Origin of the sequence: Bradyrhizobium sp. 172 (genome assembly GCF_023101065.1) — a bacterium.
In the GTDB taxonomy this organism is placed as follows: Bacteria; Pseudomonadota; Alphaproteobacteria; order Rhizobiales; family Xanthobacteraceae; genus Bradyrhizobium; species Bradyrhizobium canariense_D.
This window is the reverse complement of record NZ_CP064701.1, coordinates 7964197-7986626: the sequence shown is the minus strand read 5'-3', so window position 1 is coordinate 7986626 and position 22430 is coordinate 7964197. Positions and strand designations below refer to the sequence as shown.

Genomic DNA, 22430 nt, shown 5'->3' with positions numbered 1-22430 from the left:
CTCAATGCGTCCCTGGGCGGTCGGCATAGGGGTCGGGAATGCCGAGATGAGCCAGGATCTCTCGTTCGAGCGCTTCCATTTCCTCGGCGTCGTCTTCGTTTTCGTGGTCGTAGCCGACCAGATGCAGGAAACCGTGCACGGCGAGATGGCTCAAATGATGATCGAACGGCTTTTGTTCCTCGTCCGCCTCACGCCGCATGGTCTCGTAGGCGATCGCGATGTCGCCCAGCATGCGCGGCGCATCGCCAGGCTTCCAGTCGCCTTCCGGCTGCAGCGCGGGAAACGACAGCACGTTGGTCGGCTTGTCGATGCCGCGCCAGTTGCTGTTCAGGGTGCGGATGCCGGCATCATCGGTCAGCATCACCGCCACTTCCGCCTCCGCAACGTCTTCGTCGACATTCTCGGCGGCGGCCGCCACGGCGCGCTGGATCACGGCTTCGGATTCGGGCTCCCGCTGCCAGCAATCGGCGACGACGAGGACCTCGGTGATGGGAAGGTTGGGGTGTGACATTGTCCTTGTTCCGAACGAAGGGGCGCCGTGTCCGCGCCCATATGGTCCGGTTGCTGTCTCGTCAGGATTTACCGGCGGCCGGCCGCTGCGGCGACCCTTCGTAGGCGGAGACGATCCGCGCCACGAGCTCGTGGCGGATCACGTCTTCGGCCTTGAAATGAACTTGCGCAATGCCTTCGACGCCGCTCAGCAGGCGCGTCGCCTCGGCGAGGCCCGAGGTCTGGCCGTTCGGCAAGTCGATCTGCGAGGGATCGCCGGTGACGATCATGCGGCTGTTCTCGCCAAGGCGGGTCAAGAACATCTTCATCTGCATGGACGTGGTGTTTTGCGCCTCGTCCAGGATGATGGCCGCGTTGGTCAGCGTGCGACCGCGCATGAAGGCGAGTGGCGCGATCTCGATCTCGCCGGTCTGCAGCGCGCGCTCGACAATGCGCGCGTCCATCAGGTCATAGAGCGCGTCGTAGATCGGGCGGAGATAAGGATCGACCTTCTCGCGGAGATCGCCGGGCAAAAAGCCGAGCCGCTCGCCGGCTTCCACCGCCGGGCGCGACAGGATGATCTTGTCGACTTCCTTGCGCTCGAATAGCTGCGCGGCATGCGCGACCGCGAGCCAGGTCTTGCCGGTGCCGGCGGGGCCGATGCCGAACACCAGCTCGTGGCGCTTCAGCGCGCGGATATAGGAATCCTGCGCCGCCGTGCGCGCACGCACCGGGCGCTTGCGCAGATTGATGCTGTCGAAGGTGGATTTGGCCGACTTGGCATCGAACTCGAACAGCGAGCCCTGCGCGATCACGGCACGGATCGCGCCCTCGACCTCGCCCTGGTCGAGATCCTGTCCCTTCACGGCCTGGGCGTAGAGCGTCTCCAGCACCCGGCGCGCGGCATCGCAGCCGTCGCGCGAGCCGCCAATCGTGATGTGGTTGCCCTTGGAATCGACGACGACGCCAAGCCGCCGTTCGATCTGTGCCAGATGCTGGCCATAAGGGCCAACTAGCGCGGACGCGGCGCGGTTGTCGTCGAAATCGATGACGACCTGGGTCTCGGGCGGAACCTGCATGTCGCGGTCAAATTTGCGGCTGGGAGCGATGGAAGAAGACGAATCCGATGCGCTTTTGGGCAAGGGTTCAGGCTCCAGTGGCGATGGGCGATAAAGCGGGCTCGTGCGCCATGGCGAGCTCACCGAGGAAGCTGTAGCGTTCGAGACTGTCGATCCGGACCGGCAGGATCTGTCCGATGATGTCCGGGGAGGCCATCACATGCGCGGGCTGGAGGAAGGCGGTGCGGCCGACGATCTGGCCGTCCTTGCGGGCCGGGCGCTCGAACAGCACATCGACCGTTGAGCCAATCGCAGCCTTGTTGAAGGCCGATTGCTGGCTGTCGATCAGTTCCTGGAGCCGCTCCAATCGCTGGTCCATCTCGGAGGGGGACACCGTCTCCTGCATGTCCGCGGCCGGCGTTCCCGGCCGGGCGGAGTATTTGAACGAATATGCCGCAGCGTAGCCGATTTGCGTGACAAGCGCGAGGGTCGCGAGAAAATCTTGCTCGCTCTCGCCGGGGAAGCCGACGATAAAATCTGATGAGAAAGCAATGTCTTGGCGTGCGGACCGGAAACGGTCGACGACACGCCGATAATCATCGGCGGTATGTTTCCGGTTCATGGCAGCCAGAATCCGGTCCGAGCCCGACTGCACCGGCAGGTGCACGAACGGCATCAAGGCATGGAGATCGCGATGGGCTGCAATCAGACTGTCATCGACATCGCGCGGATGGCTGGTCGAATAACGCAGCCGCGCGACGCCCGGGAGCGCCGCGAGGTGCTCCAGCAGCCTGCCGAGCGGCCAGCTTTTTCCGTCCGGTCCCTCGCCGTGATAGGCGTTGACGTTCTGTCCGATCAGCGTGAGCTCGCGCACGCCGTTCTCGGTGAGCCGCTTCACGTCGTCGACGATCTTTGTCACCGGCCGCGAGACTTCCGAGCCACGCGTGTAAGGCACGACGCAGAAGGTGCAGAACTTGTCGCAGCCTTCCTGCACCGTGACGAAAGCGGAAATGCCGCGGGCGCGGATCGCGCCGGGCTTGGGCTGGGCCAGGAAGCCGAACTTGTCCTGAGCCGGGAATTCGGTCTCGATGGCGCGGCCTTCATTGCCGGCGCGCTTCAACAGCTGCGGCAAATGATGATAGCTCTGCGGTCCCACCACGACGTCGACCGCGGGTGCACGGCGCACGATCTCCTCGCCCTCGGCCTGTGCCACGCAGCCTGCGACCGCGATCTGCATGGTACGCCCGTCGCGCGCGGCGGCGTCCTTGGCGACGCGCAGGCGGCCGAGCTCCGAATAGACCTTTTCCGAGGCCTTCTCGCGGATATGGCAGGTGTTGAGGATGACGAGGTCGGCGTCATCAGCGCTGGCCGTCTCCACGAATCCTTCCGGGGCCAGCGTGTCCACCATGCGCTGGGCATCGTAGACGTTCATCTGGCAGCCATATGATTTGATGTGCAGCTTGCGCGGCGGCGTCATGGAATCCGGAATTGAGGTGGAGGACCGCCCTCAGATATAGGCTGGGGAGGCGAAAATCCAGCGATTGGCGCCCTTTGGGCTGTCATTCCGGGGCGAGCGCTGGCGGGAAGTGCGGAATCCCGCCAAAACCTCGGGATTCCGGGCGTGTGCGTGTCCCGGCAGCCGCCAGCTGCACTCAGAAAATACCCTGAATCAGCCCGCCAGGGTGTCCGCCGCGACCCGCCGGACCAGCTCCGGCAATTGCCGCATATCGTCGAACGTCAATCCGGCCCCGGCGGCCCGGAGCCTTTCAGCGTGGCCCGGCGGGCAATGGCTGCCACCGTGAAAGCCCAGCACGGTCATCCCGGCGGCATGCGCGCCGGTCACCCCGGGGACGCTGTCCTCGATCACGAGGCACCGCTCCGGCGCGACTTTCATCTGCGCGGCGGCGAACAGAAAAAGATCGGGCGCGGGCTTGCCGCGCGCGACCTGGCTCGCGGAAAAGATGTTCGGCGCAAGCAGATCGTAGAGACCGGCGCAGGTCAGGCCATGATGGATCTTCTCCGGCGTGCCGCTCGACGCAACGCATTTGGGCAAATCGATTGCGCCAATCGCTGCGGCCACATGGGTGATCGGCTGCAAATCGCTGGCATAAAATTGCAGCGTCGCAGCATTCACTTGGCTTTCGAGATCATCGGGAAGATTGCGGCCGATCTCCTGTTCGACCATTCGCCGTGCATCTTTCTCGGATACGCCGAGGAAGCGGACCAGCACCTGCTCCGATGTGATCGGATAGCCGTGCCTCGACAGCACATCTGCATGCGCGCGACAGGAGATCACCTCGCTGTCCACGAGCACGCCGTCGCAATCGAAGATGACGAGATCGATCGCCACTTAACTTGTGGGTTTGTCGTCGTCGAGCGGGACGCAATAGAGTTCGAGCCGATGATCGACCAGCTTGTAGCCGAGCTTGCGGGCGATCTCCGCCTGGAGCTTCTCGATCTCCTCGGAGGTGAACTCGATCACCTTGCCGTCGCGCAGGTTGATGAGGTGGTCGTGATGGCTGTCGCGCATCTGCTCGTAGCGCGCGCGGCCTTCGCGGAAATCATGGCGCTCGATGATGCCCGCATCTTCGAACAGCTTGACGGTCCGATACACGGTCGAGATCGAGATCTTGTCGTCGACCGCGACACAGCGGCGATATAGTTCCTCCACATCGGGATGATCGACCGCCTCCGCGAGCACGCGGGCGATGACACGACGCTGCTCGGTCATGCGCATGCCTGTGGCGGCACAGCGCGCCTCGATGCCGGACGCCTTGGAAGCGGGGGAAGGTTTAAGACCAGTCATGTGATGTCCGCCTGACGGGGCGCTTTCTGCCATCAATGTTACGACAAGTCACGTCGCATCAGAAGTGCGTTCAATTGTTCCCCGTTCGGCTGCTTATAGTAGCGTTCGCGGCGTCCGACCACCATGAATCCGGCTCGGTCGTAGAGCCGCCGCGCCGGCTGGTTATTTTCCTCGACCTCAAGAAATATTGTGCGCACGCCGCGTCCTGCCAGGTGGCCGAGATGGGTCATCAGCAGCGTGCGAGAGAGGCCGCGGCCGCGATGGGCCTGATCGACCGCGATCGAGAGAATCTCTGCTTCGTCTGCGCCGATCCGCGACACCGCGAAGCCCACGGTCTTGCGGCCGAGCCGCAACCGGTGCACCAGCGTGTTGCGCTCGCTGAGCATGCTCTCGAACTCGCCTTCGCCCCAACCGCGCGCGAAGGAGGCGCCGTGGAGTTGCGCAAGCCGTGCGACGTCGCGCGCGACAGCCGGCTCGACGACGGCCGTACCGCCGCGCCACCATTCCGACAACCATTTCATCGTGAGCTTGCGGCTTGTGCTGCAAGCGGCAGTTGTGCGGGCGGCTTTGCGTCGGGCGCCCGCAGATAGAACGGCCGCGCCGGATTTGTCGCGGGATCGGCGGCGGCGCCAAGCCATGCGACCCAGCCGATGTCGGGCGCGGGCTGCGCGTCGACCGCGACCGGCTGCGGCATATCTTTCGGCCAGCGCTCGGCGAGGATCTTCGCGGCATTGCCGACCAGATGCGGCGCGCCGAATTGCGACGCCGCGATCGCCTCGTCGATGGGAGCGACGCCCGGCCGCACCAGCTGACTGCCGTCACCGGCCACGATCTGGAAATAGACGTGGTCGTGCCGCGCGTCGATCGCCGAGATCACCGGCGCCGCTCCGCTCTGGCCGACGACGGCGGCGGCATAGGCCGACAAGGTGGTCAGGCCGACGGCGGGCCGCTTCGCAGCAAGCGCAAGGCCGCGGGCGGCCGAAATGCCGACGCGCAGGCCGGTGAAACTTCCGGGGCCCATGGTGACCGCGATGCGCTCGAGCGCTGTGAAGGCGAGGTTGGCTGACTGCATCACGCGCGCGATCATCGGCATCAGCGCTTCGGCGTGGCCGCGCTTCATCAGAAGCTGCTCCTGCGCGAGGAGCTGGCCGGCATCGGTGTCGAGAACGGCAACCGCGCACGCTTCCAGCGCGGTATCGATGGCAAGGATCAGCATGGAACGATGGTAGCACCATCCGTCATGGAATGCTCGTCATCATGGCCGGGCTTGTCCCGGCCGTCCACGCCTTTGCGGCCCCAGCCTACATCGGCCGGACTTCGACCACGTCGGGGACGAAGTGCTTGAGCAGGTTCTGGATGCCGTGCTGGAGCGTCGCGGTCGATGACGGGCAGCCGGCGCAGGAGCCCTTCATGTTGAGATAGACGATACCATCCTTGAAGCCGCGGAAAGTGATGTCGCCGCCGTCATTGGCGACCGCTGGCCGCACGCGGGTCTCGATCAGATCCTTGATCATGTCGACCGTCTCGGCATCGGCTTCGTCAAAGAACTCGTCCTCTTCGTCGAGATCGACATCGCTCGCGGCCGCACCGTCGGCGAGCAGCGGCGCGCCGGACATGTAGTGCTCCATGATGGCGCCGAGGATCGCGGGCTTGAGCTGTTGCCATTCACCGTTCGCCTTGGTCACGGTGATGAAGTCCGAGCCGTAGAACACGCCGGTGACGCCGGGGACTTCGAACAGCTTTTCGGCGAGCGGCGAGCGTGCGGCCGATTCGCGGTTGGCAAATTCCATCGGTCCGCCGTCGACCACGACGCGGCCGGGAATGAACTTCAGCGTGGCGGGATTGGGGGTGGCTTCGGTTTGAATGAACATGGTTTTCTCCAGACGTCGCCGGTTCAAGGCCGGCGCGTGCTCTATCCACTAGCAGATGGCGACGGCGAACGCACGGTCAAGGGGTAAGCTGGCCGTTCACCTGTTATATCAGCGGGTTAGGGTACCCGCTTCTTCCCTCTGCCGGCTAACGGGGCGAGGCGAACGAGCAGCAGTCTAGGACAGCGAATCCACGCTCTGGTCGCTGAGCGCGCCGGAAATGACCGTCACCGGCACCGGGAACGTGCCCAGCGCGTGCGCGAGCAGCGCGACCAATGGCCCCGGGCCTTCCGCGCCCGGGTTCGCGGCGAGCACCAGCATGGCGATGTCGGGGTCCTCGTCGATCACCGCCAGCAGCTGTTCCATCGCAGCGCCTTCGCGGATCACCCGTTCCGGCGTGATCGCGGCGATGCCGTTGGCGCGGCCGGCGGCACGGTCGAGCGCGGCTTCGGCCGCCTCATGCGCTTCGGCGCGCATGATGTCGGCGACCCCCAGCCATTCCTGGCTCTGCTGTTCGGGCTCGATGATGCGGAGCATCACCACGCCGCCACCGGCCCGAATCGCCCAGCGGCTGGCGTAATAGACCGCGCGATCCCATTCGGCGGTGTCGTCGACGATGACGAGGCATTTGGGCTTGTGACCCGGCTCGAAGCAAAGTCGCTTGCTGGTCATGCATGTCCCGGAATGTCCACGCTGACATGCTGCCACACTCCGTCGTACTTGGGGAGAGCAGAAGCGAGCCGGCGCCGTGGCGTCGGCCGCGTTTTCGCGAACTTATTATCAGCGCCGACGGATGAAGCCCACGATGTCCTTCGAGAGCGTCATGGTCTCGTCGGCAATCGCGCGCGCGCGGTCGGCGCCATCGTTCAGGATCGCGTCGATATGGCCGGGGTCGGCGACGAGGCGCTTCATCTCGCCGGCAATCGGCGCGAGCTTCGTGACGCACAAATCCACCAGCGCGTTCTTGAAGCTGGAGAACTGGCCGCCGCCGAAATCCCTGAGCACGTCGGCCTTGGAGCGGCCGGAGAGCGCGGCGAAGATACCGACGAGATTGTCGGCCTCGGGACGCGCTTCCAGACCCTTCTCCTCGGTCGGCAGCGGCTCCGGGTCGGTCTTGGCCTTGCGGACCTTCTGCGCGATGGTGTCGGCGTCGTCGGTCAGATTGATGCGCGAATTATCCGACGCATCCGACTTCGACATCTTCTTGGTGCCGTCGCGCAAGCTCATCACGCGCGTCGCCGGGCCCGTGATCAAGGGTTCCGGCAGCGGGAAGAACAGGCCGTCATTGGCGCCGAGGTTGCGGATCGACTCAGCGAAGTCGTTGTTGAACTTCTGCGCGATGTCGCGCGACAGCTCGAGATGCTGCTTCTGGTCCTCGCCGACCGGCACGTGGGTGGCGCGGTAGAGCAGAATGTCAGCCGCCATCAGCACGGGATAGTCGAACAGACCGACGGAGGCGTTCTCGCGGTCCTTGCCGGCCTTCTCCTTGAACTGGGTCATACGGCCGAGCCAGCCCATGCGCGCGACGCAGTTGAAGATCCAGGCGAGCTCGGCGTGGCCCGAGACCTGGCTCTGGTTGAACACGATGTGCTTGCTCGGATCGATGCCGCTGGCGATGAACGCCGCGGTCACCTCGCGGGTGTTGCGCGCGAGCTCGACTGGTCCGCCCCAGACGTCCACGCCCTGCGTGATCGCGTGCATGTCGACGACGCAATAGATGCAGTTGTGGGTTTCCTGCATCTTCACGAAGTTGACGATTGCGCCGAGATAATTGCCGAGGTGCAGATTGCCCGTCGGCTGGACGCCCGAAAAAACCCGTTCAACGAATGGCATGGCAGCTTCCCTGCAAGATACGGGGCGTCGTTTCCAACAGCGGCGCTGCCCCGTCAAGGGAATTTCGCTGACTTCAGGCGCCGGGATCGGGCTGGGCGGGGCGCTTCAAGGCACCGGCCGCCTCGCGCCAGGACGCGACGCGGAGGATTTGCAGGAGCAAGCCATAGACGACGATTCCGGCGGCGATCTGTGATCCCAGCGCAATGAAGCGGATGAGCCCATGGGCCTGTGAAGGCAAGAGGCCCGCGGTCAGCCACAGCAGGCCGCCCATGGCGAGCGCGGCGAGCACGATTCGCGGCAGCCGCTTGCGGGCGGCGGCGTCGACCGAGAAGCCGAATTCACGCGTGCCTTTCCGGAGCAGCGAGATCGCACTGCTCCAGGCGCCGGCGGCAATGCTGGCGGCGATCCCGCTCGCGCCGAAGAAGTGACCGAGCAGGATCGCGAGCGCGACCGCGACCACGAACCCTTTCGCGGTCGCAAGCAGCGGCGTCATCGTGTCGCTGCGGGCAAAATAGGTCGGGGACAGCGCCTTGATCAGCACGTGCGCCGGCAGTCCCAGCGCCAGCCACATCAGGGCGCGCGCCGTGGTCGCGCTGTCCTCCGCGCCAAAGGCGCCGTGTTCAAACAGCAGCCGCACGATCGGCTCGGCCAGCACGATCAGGCCGAGCGTCGCCGGCAATGCCAGCCCGGTCGCGAGTTCCAGCGCACGCGATTCCGCATACGCAACCGCGTCACGGTGACCGCTCCTCACCGCGCGCGTCAGCTCCGGCACCAGCACCGTACCCATGGCGACGCCGACAATGCCAAGCGGCAGCTCGATCAAGCGGTTGGCGAAATAGAGCCAGGAGACCGCGGCCGGCGTGGCGGAGGCGATGATCGCGCCGGCAACCATCAGCCATTGCGGGCCGGAGCTCGCGATCATGCCCGGGATCGCCTTGGCGAAGAAGCCGCGCATGTCCTTGTCGAAGCTCACGCGCAACGGTGTCGCCAGACGCGCACTTCGCTGCGACAGCAGCATCAGGAGCTGCAACAGGCCGGCGATGCCGACGGAGGCCGCCAATATCCACGCGGCGACGGTCGCGTCGACGTGCCACAGCAGGAGTGTTGTGCTCGCAGCGATCAGGGCGATGTTGAACAGCAGCGGCGAGAACGCGGTGAGTGCAAAGCGACCCTGCGCGTTGAGCAGGCCCATCAGCACCGTGACGGGTCCCGCGAAGGCAAGATAAGGCAGCATCAGCCGCGCATTCTGGACGGCGAGATCGAGCGATGCGCTGCCGACGAAGCCCGGCGCGATGATCATGATGATCAGCCGCATCAGCAGTGCAATCACGATTGAGATTGCGATCAGGCCCGCGCTCACGGAGCTGAGCACGCGTCCCGCGAACGCCGCGGCAGCCGCCTCGCCGTCGCGGTCACGAACGCGCAGCCAGGCCGGGATCAGCGCCGCATTCAGGGCCCCCTCGCTGAGCAGGCGCCGCACCACATTGACGAGCTGAAATGCCGCCAGAAACGCGTCCGCCACGGCGCCGGTGCCGAGCAGCGCCGCGATCAGGGAATCGCGTGCAAAGCCCAGCAGCCGTGAAGCCAGTGTCCCCGTCGAGACGGTCAGGAAGGAGCGGATCATCGGAACTGCATAATACCGTTGCTTGCCCGCGAAGGGCCGGCCGTGATAGGCCGCGAGCCAGATTTCAGACCGACAGGAAGCGGATTTCCGCGGGTATCGCAATCCGCCAAACAGGATCAAGGTGAATGGCTGACGTGAAATATGACGTTCTCGGCATCGGCAACGCGCTGTTCGACGTGCTGGTCAAGACCGACGAAGCCTTTCTGGGCAAGCACGGCATGACCAAGGGCAGCATGTCCCTGATCGACGAGGCGCGGGCCGCCGCCATCTACAAGGACATGGGCCCGGCGACGGAAGTTTCCGGCGGTTCGGCCGCCAACACCATCGTCGGCATCGGCAGCCTCGGGGCGCGCGCCGCCTATGTCGGCAAGGTCAAGGACGACCAGATCGGGAAGCTCTACGTCCACGACATCCGCGCGGCCGGCGTCGCCTTCAACACGCCCGCGGCGAAGGACGGTCCTGCGACCGGCTGCTCCTACATCCTGGTGACTGACGACGGCGAGCGCACCATGAACACCTATCTCGGCGCCGCGCAGGACCTGTCGCCCGCCGACATCGACCCGGCCGAGATCGCCGCGGCCGGCATCGTCTACCTCGAGGGCTATCTCTGGGACCCCAAGAACGCCAAGGACGCCTTCGTCAAGGCGGCCAAGATCGCTCATGATGCCAAGCGCAAGGTGGCGCTGACGTTGTCGGATTCCTTCTGCGTCGATCGTTATCGCGACGAGTTCCTGGGGCTGATGCGCAACGGCACCGTCGATATCGTGTTCGCGAACGAGTCCGAGCTGCATTCGCTCTACCAGACCTCGGACTTCGACACCGCGCTCAAGCAGCTGCGCAACGACGTCAATCTCGGCGTGGTCACCCGCAGCGAGAAAGGCTGCGTGGTGGTGACGCCAACTGACGCAGTCGCAGCCCCGGCGTCTCCGATCGCGAAACTCGTGGACACCACCGGGGCCGGCGATCTCTTCGCCGCCGGCTTCCTGTTCGGTCTGGCGCGCAACCTGCCCCACAAGCAGTGCGGCGAACTCGGCGCGCTCGCGGCCGCCGAAGTGATCCAGCACATCGGCGCGCGTCCACAGGTGTCGCTGAAGGAGCTCGCCGGGCAGCGCGGGCTGACGTCTTAAGGTGGAATAGCCTCATCCTCGCTGTCATCGCCCGGCTTGGCCGGGCGATCCAGTACTCCGAGACGGTCGTGATTCAATCGAGAAGCTTCGGCGTACTGGATTCCCCGCCTTCGCGGGGAATGACAGCTGCGGCTCACGCCGTCTTCGCGGCTTTCAGTCCAAGCCGTTGCTCCACGTCGTCGCGCATCAGGAATTTCTGGACCTTTCCGGTCACGGTCATCGGAAACTCGTCGACGAATTCCACGTACCGCGGAATCTTGTTGTGGGCGATCTGGCCGTCGCAGAAGGTGCGCACCTCTTCCTTCGTCAGCGTCTCGCCGGGCCTGACGCGGATCCAGGCGCAGAGCTCCTCGCCGTAGCGGGTATCCGCAACGCCAAAGATCTGCACGTCCTGAATCTTGGGATGGCGGTAGAGAAATTCCTCGATCTCGCGGGGATAGAGGTTCTCGCCGCCGCGGATCACCATGTCCTTGATGCGGCCGACGATGTTGCAATAACCCTGGTCGTCGATGATGGCGATGTCGCCGGTATGCATCCAGCCGTTGGCGTCGAGCACATCCGCGGTCTTCTCCGGCTCCTCCCAGTAGCCCAGCATCACGCTGTAGCCGCGGGTGCAGAGCTCGCCCCGTTCGCCGCGCTTGACGATCTTGCCCTCGAGATCGACGACCTTGACCTCGACATGCGGATGGATTCGCCCGACCGTCGAGACGCGGCGATCGAGCGGGTCGTCGACGGCGCTTTGGAAGCTGACCGGGCTCGTCTCGGTCATGCCATAGGCGATCGTGACCTCGCCCATGTTCATCTCGCTGTTGACGCGCTTCATCACCTCGATCGGGCAGGGTGCACCGGCCATGATGCCGGTGCGCAGCGATGTCAGATCGAAGTTTGAGAATTCGCCGTGGTCGAGTTCGGCGATGAACATGGTCGGCACACCGTACAGCGCGGTGCATTTTTCCTGCTCGATCGTCCGCAGCGTTGCGAGCGGATCAAACCCCTCGCCGGGATAGACCATCGTTGCGCCGAGCGTGACGGAGGCGAGGTTGCCCATCACCATGCCGAAGCAATGATAGAGCGGCACCGGAATGCAGATGCGGTCCTGTTCGGTCAGGCGCATGGCGCGGCCGACGAAATAGCCGTTGTTGAGAATGTTGTGATGGGTCAGCGTCACGCCCTTGGGCGATCCCGTCGTTCCGCTGGTGAACTGGATGTTGACGGCATCGTCGAATTGCAGCGAGGCACTGAGCGCGGCGAGCTGTTCGCGATGCAGGGTACCGCCCATGCCGGCGACCTCGTCGAACGGGACCGTGCCCGGGCAGGCGGGGCCGCCGATCTGGATCACGATGCGCAAGGCCGGCAGCCGCGCCGCGCGCAATTGCCCGGGCTTGGCGCTCGCGAGCTCCGGCAACAGCGTGTTGAGCATGTCCATGTAGTTGCTGGTCTTGAATGCCGTCGCGGTGACGATGGCGCTGCATCCGACCTTGTGAAGCGCGAATTCCAGCTCGCTCAGCCGGTAGGCCGGATTGATCGTCACCAGGATGAGGCCGGCCTTGGCGGCGGCAAACTGGGTCAGTGTCCATTCCGGCCGGTTCAGCGACCAGATGCCGATCCGCGCGCCGCGTTCGAGGCCGAGCGCGACAAAGCCGGCGGCGAGCGCGTCGACCCGCTGGGCAAACTCTCCCCATTTCCATCTCACGCCGTGGCTGGGCGAGACCAGCGCCTCACGATCGCTCCAGCGCCGCGCGGCCTGATCGAGGCTGCGCCCGATGGTGTCGCCGAGCAGCGGCGTGTCGGAGGTGCCGCAAACGTAACTGTCGGCTTTGTCTGCCAAGATCGTGTCCTCCAGTCAGCTGCGTGCACGGCCGGGACAACAAGCCCGGCCGTGACGCGTCGTGAGAGTCAGGCGCGCCTCACGCCGCCTTCTGCCCGCTTCCCGCATCGAGCCCGGCATAGACGCCGCGCTCGAAGCCGGCAAAAGCCTCGAGACACTTTGCGTCGGCGAATGGCAGCAGCTGCATCAGGATCACGCCGGTGACGTCGCGCGCCGGGTCGATCCAGTAATAGGTGTTGGCGAGGCCCGCCCAGGCGAGGCTGCCCGCGCTGCGGCCCTCGGCGGTCTTGGCGGTGTTGATCATGAAGCTGAGGCCCCACTTCTTCACCTGCTCCGGATAGAGATCGACGTCATTGGTGTACATCGGCGCCGCCGTGGTCATCTTGCCCATGGCGAGGTCGCCGATGTGGTTCTGCCCCATCGTCGCGATGGTCTCGGCCTTCAGCACCTGATTGCCGTTGCCGCGGCCCTTGTTCAGGATCATCTGGGTAAACTTGATGTAGTCGGCCGCGGTCGAATAAAGGCCGCCGCCGCCCATGTGGAATTCCGGCTCCTGCTCGAGCTCGAACGGGATCGCGGCGAGCTGGCCATCCTCGCCGCGCGCATGCATGCCGACCAGACGCTTGCGCATGTCGTCGGTGATCTTGAAAGCGGTATCGCTCATGCCGAGCGGTGCGAACAGATTGTCGCGCAGATAGGCATCGAGGCGCTTGCCGCTGACGGCTTCCACCGCCTTGCCGACGAAATCGATATTGGTGCCGTATTCCCAGCGCGTGCCGGGGTCGGTCATAACCGGCGTCTTCAACGCCGCGTTCTGGCAGGTGGTGATGGCGGGGATGCCGGATTTCTCGAGATGGATCGCGAGATCGCCGTTCCACATGTTGTAGGCAAAGCCGGCGGTGTGGGTCATGAGCTGGCGCAGCGTGATCGGCCCCTTGGCCGGCCGCAGCTTGGCTTCGCCCTTGGCATCGAAACCTTCGAGCACCTGCGGCTTGGCGAGATCGGGCAACACCTCGCCGATCGGCGCATCCAGCGACAGCTTGCCTTGCTCGACGAGCTGCATCGCGCCCGCTGATGTCACCGCCTTCGTCATCGATGCGATCCAGAACACGCTGTCGGCGGTCATCGCATCCGGCTTGGACAGGTCGCGTTTGCCGAACGCGCCCTGATACAGCACCTCGGTACCGCTGGCGGCGATGGCGACGACGCCGGGAATCTCCCTGGCCTCGCTCTTCTGGCGCAGAATCTCGTCGATCTCAGCTTTGCCTTGCATCCGCGTTTCCTCCGGTTTGATTATTGTTGGAAGCGATCGATTGTCCTCCCGCGTGCGCCGCGCGGCAAGCACATCCGCGTACCTGCCGCGGTCGCGATGTCGTGACTTGACGGTCGGCTCCCCTCGCACGACGACAAGGCGGCTGACCTGCAACACTCCGTCACAATCTGTGGTGGATGGCCGCAACCAGCCGTGACCGTGGATGGGTGCTGGCGAGATGTTTCGACTGTTTGAAGCACTTGAAACATTTTGTGAGCTGCGGCGTTCAGCTCTCGGCCGATCGACGGTCGACGTTAAGACTTGATGCAAATTGGCGGCCGCCCACCGGCCGCGAGGGGGGACCTCAGATGATTTCGACCTGGAGCGAATGGAAGCGCTATCCCCGTCCCGGACGGGGCGAGAATCTCGAAGCGCCGATCGCGCCCGGCATCTACGAGGTCCGCATCGCCGGCACCGGCGCACTTTATTCCTTCGGCGCTGTCGACAATCTGGCACAGGCGCTGGCGCTGCTGCCGGTCGGTTCAAAGTCCTGGTTCGGCCGCCGCAACGCGTCCGACGTTCCTGATCTCGAATACCGGACCTGCGCAACCTCCTCGAAGGCCGACGCCAAGGCCGCCGCCGAGCGCATGATCGGGCGGCGCGAGACCTATCTGAGCGGCGCGGCGTAACTCCGCCGCTCCGAGCCTGGCTCCCAGCAGATGTGCGTTGCGGGACGGTGCATTGCGCGCCGCGTCTCCCTATATTCCGGCCGAACCGGAACAGCCCGCAAAAGCCCCGCAGGAGCAACGCCATGACCCCGACCGCCGCCGCACGTGCCCAGCACGCCACGTCCAATCTGCGCGACCGGTTGAAGGACCCGTCGCTGCTGAAGGAGGCCTGTTACATCGACGGCACCTGGGTCGGCTCGCCGGTCTTCGCCGTCAACAATCCCGCAACCGGCATCGAGCTTGCAAAGGTTCCGCAGCTTTCGGCCGATGACGCCACCAGGGCGGTCGAGGCCGCCGAGCGCGCGTTCCCGGGCTGGGCCAAGCACACCGCCAAGCAGCGCTCCAATATTTTGCGCAAATGGTTCGAGCTGATCATCGCCAATCGCGAGGACCTCGCGCTGATCCTCACCTCCGAGCAGGGCAAGCCGCTCGCCGAAGCGCTCGGCGAGGTCGACATCGGCGGCGCCTATGTCGAATTTTTCGCCGAGGAGGCCCGCCGCGTCTATGGCGAGACGATTCCGACGCAGCGGCCGGATGCGCGCTTGCTCGCGATCAAGCAGCCGATCGGCGTCTGCGGCGCGATCACGCCGTGGAATTTCCCGAACTCGATGATCACACGAAAGGTTTCGCCGGCGCTTGCGGCCGGGTGCACCGTGGTGCTGAAGCCCGCCAATGAAACGCCGCTGTCGGCGCTGGCGCTTGCCGCGCTCGCGGAGAGAGCCGGCGTGCCCAAGGGTGTGTTCAACATCGTCACGGGCGATGCAGCGCCGATCGGCAAGGTGTTGTGCGAGCATCCGGCCGTGCGTTTCGTCGGCTTCACCGGCTCGACCGCGGTCGGCAAGATTCTCTACCGGCAGGCCTCCGTCGGCGTGAAGCGGCTCGGCCTCGAGCTCGGCGGCAACGCGCCGTTCGTGGTGTTCGACGACGCCGACATCGATGCGGCGGTCGACGGCGCGATCGTCTCGAAATACCGCAACATGGGCCAGACCTGCGTCTGCGCCAACCGCATCTACGCCCAGGACAAGATCTACGACGAGTTCGTGCAGAAGCTGTCGAAGAAAGTCGCGGCGATGAAGATCGGTGACGGTACCGAGAACGGCGTCACGCAGGGCCCACTGATCAATTTGAAAGCGGTCGACAAGGTCGAGCGCCATATCGCGGACGCCGTCAAGCGCGGCGCCAGGATCGTCACCGGCGGCAAGCGCAGCGAGCTCGGGCGTTCGTTCTTCGAGCCGACGGTGCTTGCCGACGTCGAGCCGGACTCGCTGGTGGCGCAGGAGGAAACCTTCGGCCCGCTCGCACCGGTGATCCGCTTCAAGGACGAGGCCGACGTCATCGCGATGTGCAACGCCTCGCCGTTCGGGCTCGCCTCCTACTTCTACTCCCGCGATCTCGGCCGCGTCTGGCGTGTCGCCGAGGCGCTGGAATCCGGCATGGTCGGCGTCAACACCGGCCTGATCACCACCGAAGTGGCGCCCTTCGGCGGCGTCAAGGAAAGCGGCCTCGGCCGCGAAGGCTCGCATCACGGCATGGAAGAATATGTCGAGATCAAATATGTGATGATGGCGGGGGTTTAGCTGCTGGTCGCCGTGGCCTGAAACGCGGCATCTACGGCGTTCGCCGTCCTCCCGTGAGGGCCTAACGTTCTCTGCAGCAGGGCTCAATGCAACGGCCCCTACGCAGGAGAACGTGATGACCAAACTAAGTGAGCTGGCGATCGAAGCCCATGGTGGGCTTCAGCGCTGGAACCAGTTCGAGCAGGTCGCGGCCGACCTTCAGCAGGGGGGCGTGTTGTGGTCCTTGAAAGGGGAGCCTGAGACGCTTCAGCAGACCACCGTGACGGTTGGTCTGCGCCAGGAATGGGCGTCCCACTCGCCCTTCGGCGCCGAGCGCCGCCGTTCGCGGTTCGAGCCGGGGCGGGTCGCCCTCGAAGCGGCCGACGGCACGGTGCTCGACGAGCTTCGTGACCCGCGCAGCAGCTTTGCAGGTCATACTCTGCAAACGCCGTGGACCGATCTCCAGCTCGCCTATTTCGCCGGCTGCGCCATGTGGACTTACCTCAACACCCCGTTCGTGCTCGCCTGGCCGGGAGTCGAGGCAGAAGAGCTGGAGCCGGTGCGTACGAATGACGGGCTGTGGCGCCGTCTTGCGGTCCGTTTTCCAAATGACATCGCAACGCACAGCGCGGTGCAGACGCTCTATTTCGATGCGGACGGACTCTTGAAGCGGCACGATTACGACGTGGAGATCGCCGGCAATACGCCCGGCGCGCATCTGATCGATGGCTATGTCGAGGTCTCGGGCATCCGGTTTCCGACCAAGCGTCGCATTTATGCACGGCAACCCGACGGCAGCTTCAGCACCGAGCCGCTGGTCGTCTCGATCGATCTGTCCAATATCCGGCTGAGCTGATTTGAGGCACGTCAGAGCATGGCGAGTGGCCCAGCCTCCTTGCGGAAGGTCCGCGGCGCCTCGCCATGCACGCGGACAAAAGCCTGTCGCATGCGCTCACGGGTCGCAAAGCCGGTCTCGCGCGCCACGACCTCGATCGGCAAACGAGTCTGCTCCAGCATCAGCTTCGCGGATTCGAGGCGCAAGGCTTCGACGGCCTTGGCCGGCGTCGTGCCGGTCGCCGAGCGGAAGAGTCGCGTGAATTGCCGCGGGCTGAGACAGGCGGCGCGGGCCAAATCTTCGATCGTGAGGCTCTCGCGCAGGTTTTGCCGGGCGTAGTTCAGGGCCTTCTGGATCCTGTCTTCGCTCGTTCCCACCTCCAGCAAAACCGAATGCTGCGATTGTCCGCCGGGGCGGCTGTGGTACATGACCATGCCTTTGGCCACGGAGCGAGCCCTCTCGGCACCGAGATCTCGTTCGATCATGCCGACGACCATGTCGGTGCCGGCGCTCATGCCGGCAGACGTCCAGATCTGGCCGTCGGCAATGAAGATCTTGTCGGCGTCCACATTGCAACCCGGGAATCTGGCCTGCATCTCCTGTGCGTAGCGCCAATGCGTGGTCGCTCGCCGCCCGTTCAACAGCCCGGCGTCACCGAGCACGAACGAGCCGAGACAGATCGACGAAACCCGCCGCGCATTCCGGGCCGCTGCGCGAAGCAGCCGGACGAGGCCGGGTGATGAGGTTGGAATGTCGAGGCCCGCCGCGACGATGAGGGTGTCGAAAGCGGCCTGATCGAAAGGCTCCGTCATGACTTGCATCCCAGCAGACGAGGTGACCAGCCCGCCGTCTTCCGAGAACGCACGAACATCGTAGATCTTTTTTCAAGCCTGCTTGTTCGCCACGTCGAAAGCGGCGACGGCGCCGAAACAGACGGCCTGGAAGCTCGGAGACAGAACCAAGCCGATTCTCATGATGACTCCTGGATGCGACGGACCACCTGTTTGTGCGCCTGCTCCCCTCGCCAATTCGATGGCCGAAATGATGGCATCTACGTCCTGTCGATGCCGTAAGCCGGCTGATACGTCTCCACCCTCGAGCGCGGGAAGACGACATACATATGGCGAGCGTCATATATGGAGTGCTCGCCGTCGTGCCAGCAGCCATCCGTGCACTTCAAGAAAAAGGAAAAGGCATGTCCCTTGAAACGGCGCGAACGGAATTCATCGAGGCCGGCGGTATGCGCTTTGCCTTCAGGCGCCTCGACCCGGCAAAGGGTATGCCACTGGTCCTGCTTCAGCATTTCACAGGCAACATGGATTCCTGGGATCCGGCCGTGGTGAACCGGCTCGCGGAAACCAGGCCGGTCATCGTTTTTAACAATGCGGGCGTCGGCACGAGCTCCGGCGCGACGCCGGACAACGTCGAGCGGATGGCGGCGGATGCCGAAACTTTCATCAGGGCGCTCGATCTCGGTGAGGTCGATCTTCTCGGCTTCTCGCTCGGTGGCATGATCGCTCAGGTGCTCGCTGCCCGGGGGACGGGGCTCGTCCGCAAGATGATCGTGGCGGGAGCGGCGCCGCGCGGCGGCGAGGAGCATCTGATGGCCGTCGTCAACGACGCCTTTGCCCGTGGGGCTGCCGATGTCAGGCTGCCGCTGTTCTTTACGCCCTCCGAGGCCAGCCAGCGCGCCGGTAGGGGCTTTATCGCGCGAGGACTGCGCGCGCACAGGACCGGGATCCCGAAAGCGGAGACAGTGTGAGCGAACCTCAGGCGAAGGCGATCATCACCTGGTGTGCCCGCAAGGACGAGGCGTCCATCCTCCGCGCAATCGCGCAGCCCACCTTGATTGTTCACGGCAGCGACGATTCAATGTTCCCGAGCATCAACGCCTACAACATGTTCAAGGCGATGAGTGATGCGCAGCTCATCCTGTATCCCGACTCCGGACACGGCGCACCTTTCCAATACCCGGATTTGTTCGTAGCACATTGCAGAACGTTTCTGGATGCGAGGGCTACCGCCTGAGCACCGCGATCGTGCGGTTCGCAAAGGTCAGCCGCTCCGCCATGACCGACACGAAATAGGTCAGCAGCTTGTGGCTGAGCGCTGGATCCTCGGTCTTGATGGCGTCGAACTGGTGCGTATTCAGCACGTAGAGCACGCTGTCGACCTCGGCCTGGATGGTCGCGCTGCGCGGTGTCTGTGACACCAGCCCCATCTCGCCGATCGTGGTGTAACGGCCGAGGCTGCGCACGCGTGTGGTGCGGTCGTGATCGGCCGGGATCATGATGCCGACGCGGCCGTCGAGGATGAAATGCATGGAATCGGCGGGGGCGCCGGCCTGCACGATGACCTCGCCGGCTTCGACCTCGATGCGCTGGCAGCGGCGGATCAGCTCGTCGGCGCCGCCTTCGCTGCCGAGCATTCGCGTGAACCAGTCACGCAGGCTGGCTTCTTCCTGCGCCAGCTCCTGATGCTGCGAGATGAGCTCGTTCTCGCACCATTCCAGCGCGCGATCGAGCTCGGGGATGATGGTGACGCCCTCGCCGACGAAGTCGCTGGAGCGCAGCACCTTCTCGGCCGCAGCCGACAGATGCACCAGGATCAGCTCGACTCCGAGATCGCCGGCGCTGCGCTTGATCTGGGCGAAACTATAGGCAGCCGATGAATCCACGCCGGTGACGAGCTTGAAGTCAAACAGCAGATAGCGGCACTCGGGGCGTTCCTGCAGCAGCTGCTTGACGTGCTGGTAGAGCCGGTTGGCGGAGCCGAAGAAGAGATAGCTCTGGAGATTGAGGCCCTGGATCTTGCCCCCGTGGGCAAGCAGCACGTCCTGGTCGTCGCGCGAGCGGTCGAGCGAGGAGCGGTACTCCGAGCCGTCGAAACTGTATTTGATCGACTCGACCCGCGCGGCGCTGAACGCAAACGTCGCGCAGCCGATGATGACGCCGATCAGGATGCCCGGAACGAAACCCCAGGCCACGATGATCGCGATGATGGCGATCAGCGAGAGATATTCGAGCTTCGACAGCCGCTTGCGCGACTCGATGATCCATTTGTGCAACTGGTCGGCGCCGAGATAGAGCAACAGCCCGCCGAGCACGCATTTGGGGATGAAGCCGAGCAGCTCGGGTGCGACGGCAAGCACCAGCAGCGACAGCGCTGCGGCGGTGAGGCCGGACAGTCGCCCGCGGCCGCCGCTGCTGAAATTGAGCATCGAGCGGCTGGTCGAGCTGCAACCGGGGTAGCCGCCCAGCATGCCGGTCAGGATGTTGGCGGCGCCGGTGACGTTCAGCTCACACTCCAGATTGGCTTCGCGATGCGTGGCCACCTCGATGCCGGTGGTGTTGAACAGCGTGCTGGAGGCCGTGACGAAGATGACGGCGACGACATTGCCAAGCAGGTCCGGTATGGCAAACCAGGGATAGCGGGCGAGATCGTCGGTATGCCAGGGCAGCATGAAGACCGCTTGCGGCGGTGGCTGAAAGGTCCAGCCCAATGTGCGCGCCTCATCGAAGGAAACGCCGGTGATCCAGAACGCCAGATGCGCGGTGAGCACGCCGCCGACCAGGATGATCGGCAGTCCGAACGGGCTGCGCGAGCGGTGCCAGGTGAGATACAGCACCAGCGCCATCGCGCAGGCGGCACCGAGCTCCAGCAGGATGGTGCGGTCGGCGAAGTGCGACAGCGTCGTGAACTGCAGCGGATGGTCGGTGATCACCCGGACCGCACCCATGACGATGAGAAGTCCGGTGGCGCCGAGGAAGCCGCCGACCACCGGATAAGGCACGTAACGGATGGCGCGGCCAAGCCGCGTCAGGCCCAGTCCACACAGCACCAATCCTGTCAGCATCGTCGACAGGCCGAGCGTGATCAGGATAGGGGACAGCAACGGCGTCGACAGGTTCGCCGTCTCGATGCGTTCGACCACCGAGGCCGCCAGGATACCCGTCACCGCGGCGGTCGAGCTGTCGGGGGCTGCAATCGCGAAGGGCAGCGAGCTGCCGAGCCCGACGACGGCCGCAAGCACCGCGGAGCTGACGAAAGTGGCCGTGATGCCGTAGGACAGATAGGGCGACAACGGCCCCGCGAAGATCAGCAGCGCGTAGGACAGTCCGAACGTGACGGTCAGGACGCTGGCGGCGCTCCCGCCCAATATATCGTTCAGCGCGCGCTTGAGGGCCGGATTGAGCCCGGTCGACGGAGTGAAGCCAATCGCTGGATCTGTCACGCCGTGCCACTCGCTGAGTATTCCCCTCCGAGAGGTAGACGACTGGAGACTTAGCGCAACAAGATTCTTGCAAGCCGGATGGAAGAAACCGAAGCGCCCGCCATTCGGTGTCGTCCTGGCGAAAGCCAGGACCCATTATCCCAGGGAGGAGTCGTGCCGCGAGGTGACGGCCACAGTCTTCGCCAAACCGCGCCCGGTGGTAATGGGTCCTGGATCGGCGCTCACTTCGTTCGCTGGTCCAGGACGACGCTAAGGGCCTGCACTAGATCTTGAGTTCGCTTCCCGTCACGCGGCGATATGCTTCCAGATACCGCTTGCTGGTCGCGTCCACCACGCTTGCGGGCAAAGGCGGCGGCGGGGCGTCGCCGTTCCAGCGGCCGGCGCGGCGCTCGACATCGAGATAGTCGCGCAAGGGCTGCTTGTCGAAGCTCGCCTGCGGCTGGCCGGGTTTGTAGGCATCGACGGCCCAGAAGCGCGAACTATCCGGCGTCATGACCTCGTCGATCAGGATGATGCGGCCGTCCTTGTCGCGGCCGAATTCGAACTTGGTGTCGGCGATGATAATGCCCTGTTCGCGGGCGAGCTCCTCGCCGAGCGTGTAGATCGCGCGCGTCATGCTCTCGAGCGTGTAGGCCGTCTCGTCGCCGACGACCTCGCGCATTTTTGCGATGGTAATGTTCTCGTCATGGCCGGTCTCGGCCTTGGTCGCCGGGCTGAAGATCGAGGGCTCCAGCTTCTCGCTCTCGACAAGTCCCGCCTTCAGCTTCTCGCCGGCCAGCGTTCCGCTTGCTGCATATTCCTTCCAGGCCGAGCCCGAGAGATAACCGCGGATCACGCATTCGATCGGAAACACCGTGGTCCGGCGGCACAGCATGGCGCGGCCGAGAATCTCGGCACGATGCGGCTTCAAGGCCGGCACGGCGGCGATGATCTCGTCGGTGTCGGCGCTGATCATGTGATGCGGCACCACGCCTTCGAGCTCGTTGAACCAGAAGGCGCTGATTTGCGTCAGTACCGCGCCCTTCATCGGGATGGTCTCGCCCATCACGACATCGAAGGCGCTGATGCGGTCCGTGGTGACGAGCAGCAGGCGGTCGTCGTCGACGGCGTAGATATCGCGCACCTTGCCGCGCCCGATCTTGGGCAGGGGCAGGTCGCTGGAGAGCATGGTGGTCATCGGCAGAACTTTCGG

20 protein-coding genes and 1 pseudogene are annotated in these 22430 nt (G+C 64.7%); 5 read left to right on the top strand and 16 right to left on the bottom strand.

Annotated elements, in window-relative coordinates; genetic code table 11:
• Position 1: 1 nt before the first annotated feature.
• The 11 genes from ybeY to murJ form a co-directional block, all read right to left on the bottom strand.
• A complete protein-coding gene (gene ybeY, locus IVB07_RS37750) occupies positions 2–511 on the bottom strand; it encodes an rRNA maturation RNase YbeY (protein ID WP_018455806.1) in 510 nt (169 codons plus the stop codon).
• A 61-nt stretch (positions 512–572) separates the two neighbouring features.
• On the bottom strand, positions 573–1631 hold the full coding sequence (locus IVB07_RS37745; RefSeq protein ID WP_081747794.1) for a PhoH family protein: 1059 nt from the start codon (positions 1629–1631) through the stop codon (positions 573–575).
• 4 nt (positions 1632–1635) lie between these two features.
• The gene (gene miaB / locus IVB07_RS37740) at positions 1636–3024 is read right to left on the bottom strand and encodes a tRNA (N6-isopentenyl adenosine(37)-C2)-methylthiotransferase MiaB (protein WP_018455808.1); all 1389 of its coding nucleotides are present in this window, start codon (positions 3022–3024) and stop codon (positions 1636–1638) included.
• A gap of 192 nt (positions 3025–3216) precedes the next feature.
• Positions 3217–3897: an HAD family hydrolase gene (locus IVB07_RS37735; RefSeq protein ID WP_018455809.1), complete on the bottom strand. Its 681-nt coding sequence runs from the start codon at positions 3895–3897 to the stop codon at positions 3217–3219.
• Positions 3898–4353, bottom strand: coding sequence for a Fur family transcriptional regulator (locus tag IVB07_RS37730; protein WP_007598312.1), 456 nt, complete (start codon positions 4351–4353; stop codon positions 3898–3900). It abuts the gene before it with no gap.
• Positions 4354–4391: 38 nt separating this feature from the next.
• On the bottom strand, positions 4392–4874 hold the full coding sequence (gene rimI, locus IVB07_RS37725) for a ribosomal protein S18-alanine N-acetyltransferase (RefSeq protein WP_018455811.1): 483 nt from the start codon (positions 4872–4874) through the stop codon (positions 4392–4394).
• A complete protein-coding gene (gene tsaB, locus IVB07_RS37720) occupies positions 4871–5569 on the bottom strand; it encodes a tRNA (adenosine(37)-N6)-threonylcarbamoyltransferase complex dimerization subunit type 1 TsaB (protein ID WP_018455812.1) in 699 nt (232 codons plus the stop codon). The genes rimI and tsaB overlap by 4 nt, the downstream gene beginning before the upstream one ends.
• Before the next feature lie 85 nt (positions 5570–5654).
• Positions 5655–6224: a NifU family protein gene (locus tag IVB07_RS37715; protein ID WP_026233032.1), complete on the bottom strand. Its 570-nt coding sequence runs from the start codon at positions 6222–6224 to the stop codon at positions 5655–5657.
• A gap of 174 nt (positions 6225–6398) precedes the next feature.
• The gene (locus tag IVB07_RS37710; protein WP_018455814.1) at positions 6399–6893 is read right to left on the bottom strand and encodes a universal stress protein; all 495 of its coding nucleotides are present in this window, start codon (positions 6891–6893) and stop codon (positions 6399–6401) included.
• Between the two features lie 108 nt (positions 6894–7001).
• Positions 7002–8054, bottom strand: coding sequence for a tryptophan--tRNA ligase (gene trpS / locus IVB07_RS37705; protein WP_018455815.1), 1053 nt, complete (start codon positions 8052–8054; stop codon positions 7002–7004).
• Between the two features lie 73 nt (positions 8055–8127).
• Complete coding sequence (gene murJ, locus IVB07_RS37700) at positions 8128–9678, bottom strand: murein biosynthesis integral membrane protein MurJ (protein ID WP_026233033.1); 1551 nt, start codon at positions 9676–9678, stop codon at positions 8128–8130.
• Between the two features lie 125 nt (positions 9679–9803).
• Between murJ and IVB07_RS37695 the strand changes: the two genes are divergently transcribed.
• Positions 9804–10805: an adenosine kinase gene (locus tag IVB07_RS37695; protein ID WP_018455817.1), complete on the top strand. Its 1002-nt coding sequence runs from the start codon at positions 9804–9806 to the stop codon at positions 10803–10805.
• Between the two features lie 133 nt (positions 10806–10938).
• Here IVB07_RS37695 and IVB07_RS37690 read toward each other — a convergent pair whose 3' ends face one another.
• Both IVB07_RS37690 and IVB07_RS37685 read right to left on the bottom strand, forming a co-directional pair.
• Positions 10939–12633 carry an AMP-binding protein gene (locus tag IVB07_RS37690; RefSeq protein WP_018455818.1) on the bottom strand — a complete coding sequence of 565 codons (1695 nt, stop codon included), beginning with the start codon at positions 12631–12633 and terminating at the stop codon, positions 10939–10941.
• 79 nt (positions 12634–12712) lie between these two features.
• A complete protein-coding gene (locus IVB07_RS37685; protein ID WP_018455819.1) occupies positions 12713–13906 on the bottom strand; it encodes a serine hydrolase domain-containing protein in 1194 nt (397 codons plus the stop codon).
• 347 nt (positions 13907–14253) lie between these two features.
• Between IVB07_RS37685 and IVB07_RS37680 the strand changes: the two genes are divergently transcribed.
• From IVB07_RS37680 to IVB07_RS37670, 3 genes are all read left to right on the top strand, one after another.
• Entirely contained in the window at positions 14254–14574 is a 321-nt protein-coding gene (locus IVB07_RS37680) for a hypothetical protein (protein WP_007603877.1), read from the top strand.
• Positions 14575–14696: 122 nt separating this feature from the next.
• Entirely contained in the window at positions 14697–16190 is a 1494-nt protein-coding gene (locus tag IVB07_RS37675) for an NAD-dependent succinate-semialdehyde dehydrogenase (protein ID WP_018455820.1), read from the top strand.
• 115 nt (positions 16191–16305) lie between these two features.
• Positions 16306–17025 carry a hypothetical protein gene (locus IVB07_RS37670; protein ID WP_018455821.1) on the top strand — a complete coding sequence of 240 codons (720 nt, stop codon included), beginning with the start codon at positions 16306–16308 and terminating at the stop codon, positions 17023–17025.
• An 11-nt stretch (positions 17026–17036) separates the two neighbouring features.
• On the opposite strand, the gene IVB07_RS37665 is transcribed toward IVB07_RS37670, so the two are convergent.
• A complete protein-coding gene (locus tag IVB07_RS37665; RefSeq protein WP_346659462.1) occupies positions 17037–17882 on the bottom strand; it encodes a helix-turn-helix domain-containing protein in 846 nt (281 codons plus the stop codon).
• A gap of 317 nt (positions 17883–18199) precedes the next feature.
• Here IVB07_RS37665 and IVB07_RS37660 point away from each other — a divergent pair.
• A pseudogene (locus tag IVB07_RS37660) lies at positions 18200–19032 on the top strand (alpha/beta hydrolase).
• On the opposite strand, the gene IVB07_RS37655 reads toward IVB07_RS37660, so the two are convergent.
• Both IVB07_RS37655 and IVB07_RS37650 read right to left on the bottom strand, forming a co-directional pair.
• A complete protein-coding gene (locus tag IVB07_RS37655) occupies positions 19022–21238 on the bottom strand; it encodes a SulP family inorganic anion transporter (RefSeq protein ID WP_247364356.1) in 2217 nt (738 codons plus the stop codon). The pseudogene IVB07_RS37660 and the gene IVB07_RS37655 overlap by 11 nt on opposite strands.
• A 262-nt stretch (positions 21239–21500) precedes the next feature.
• On the bottom strand, positions 21501–22415 hold the full coding sequence (locus IVB07_RS37650; protein WP_018455824.1) for a phosphoribosylaminoimidazolesuccinocarboxamide synthase: 915 nt from the start codon (positions 22413–22415) through the stop codon (positions 21501–21503).
• Positions 22416–22430: the final 15 nt, after the last annotated feature.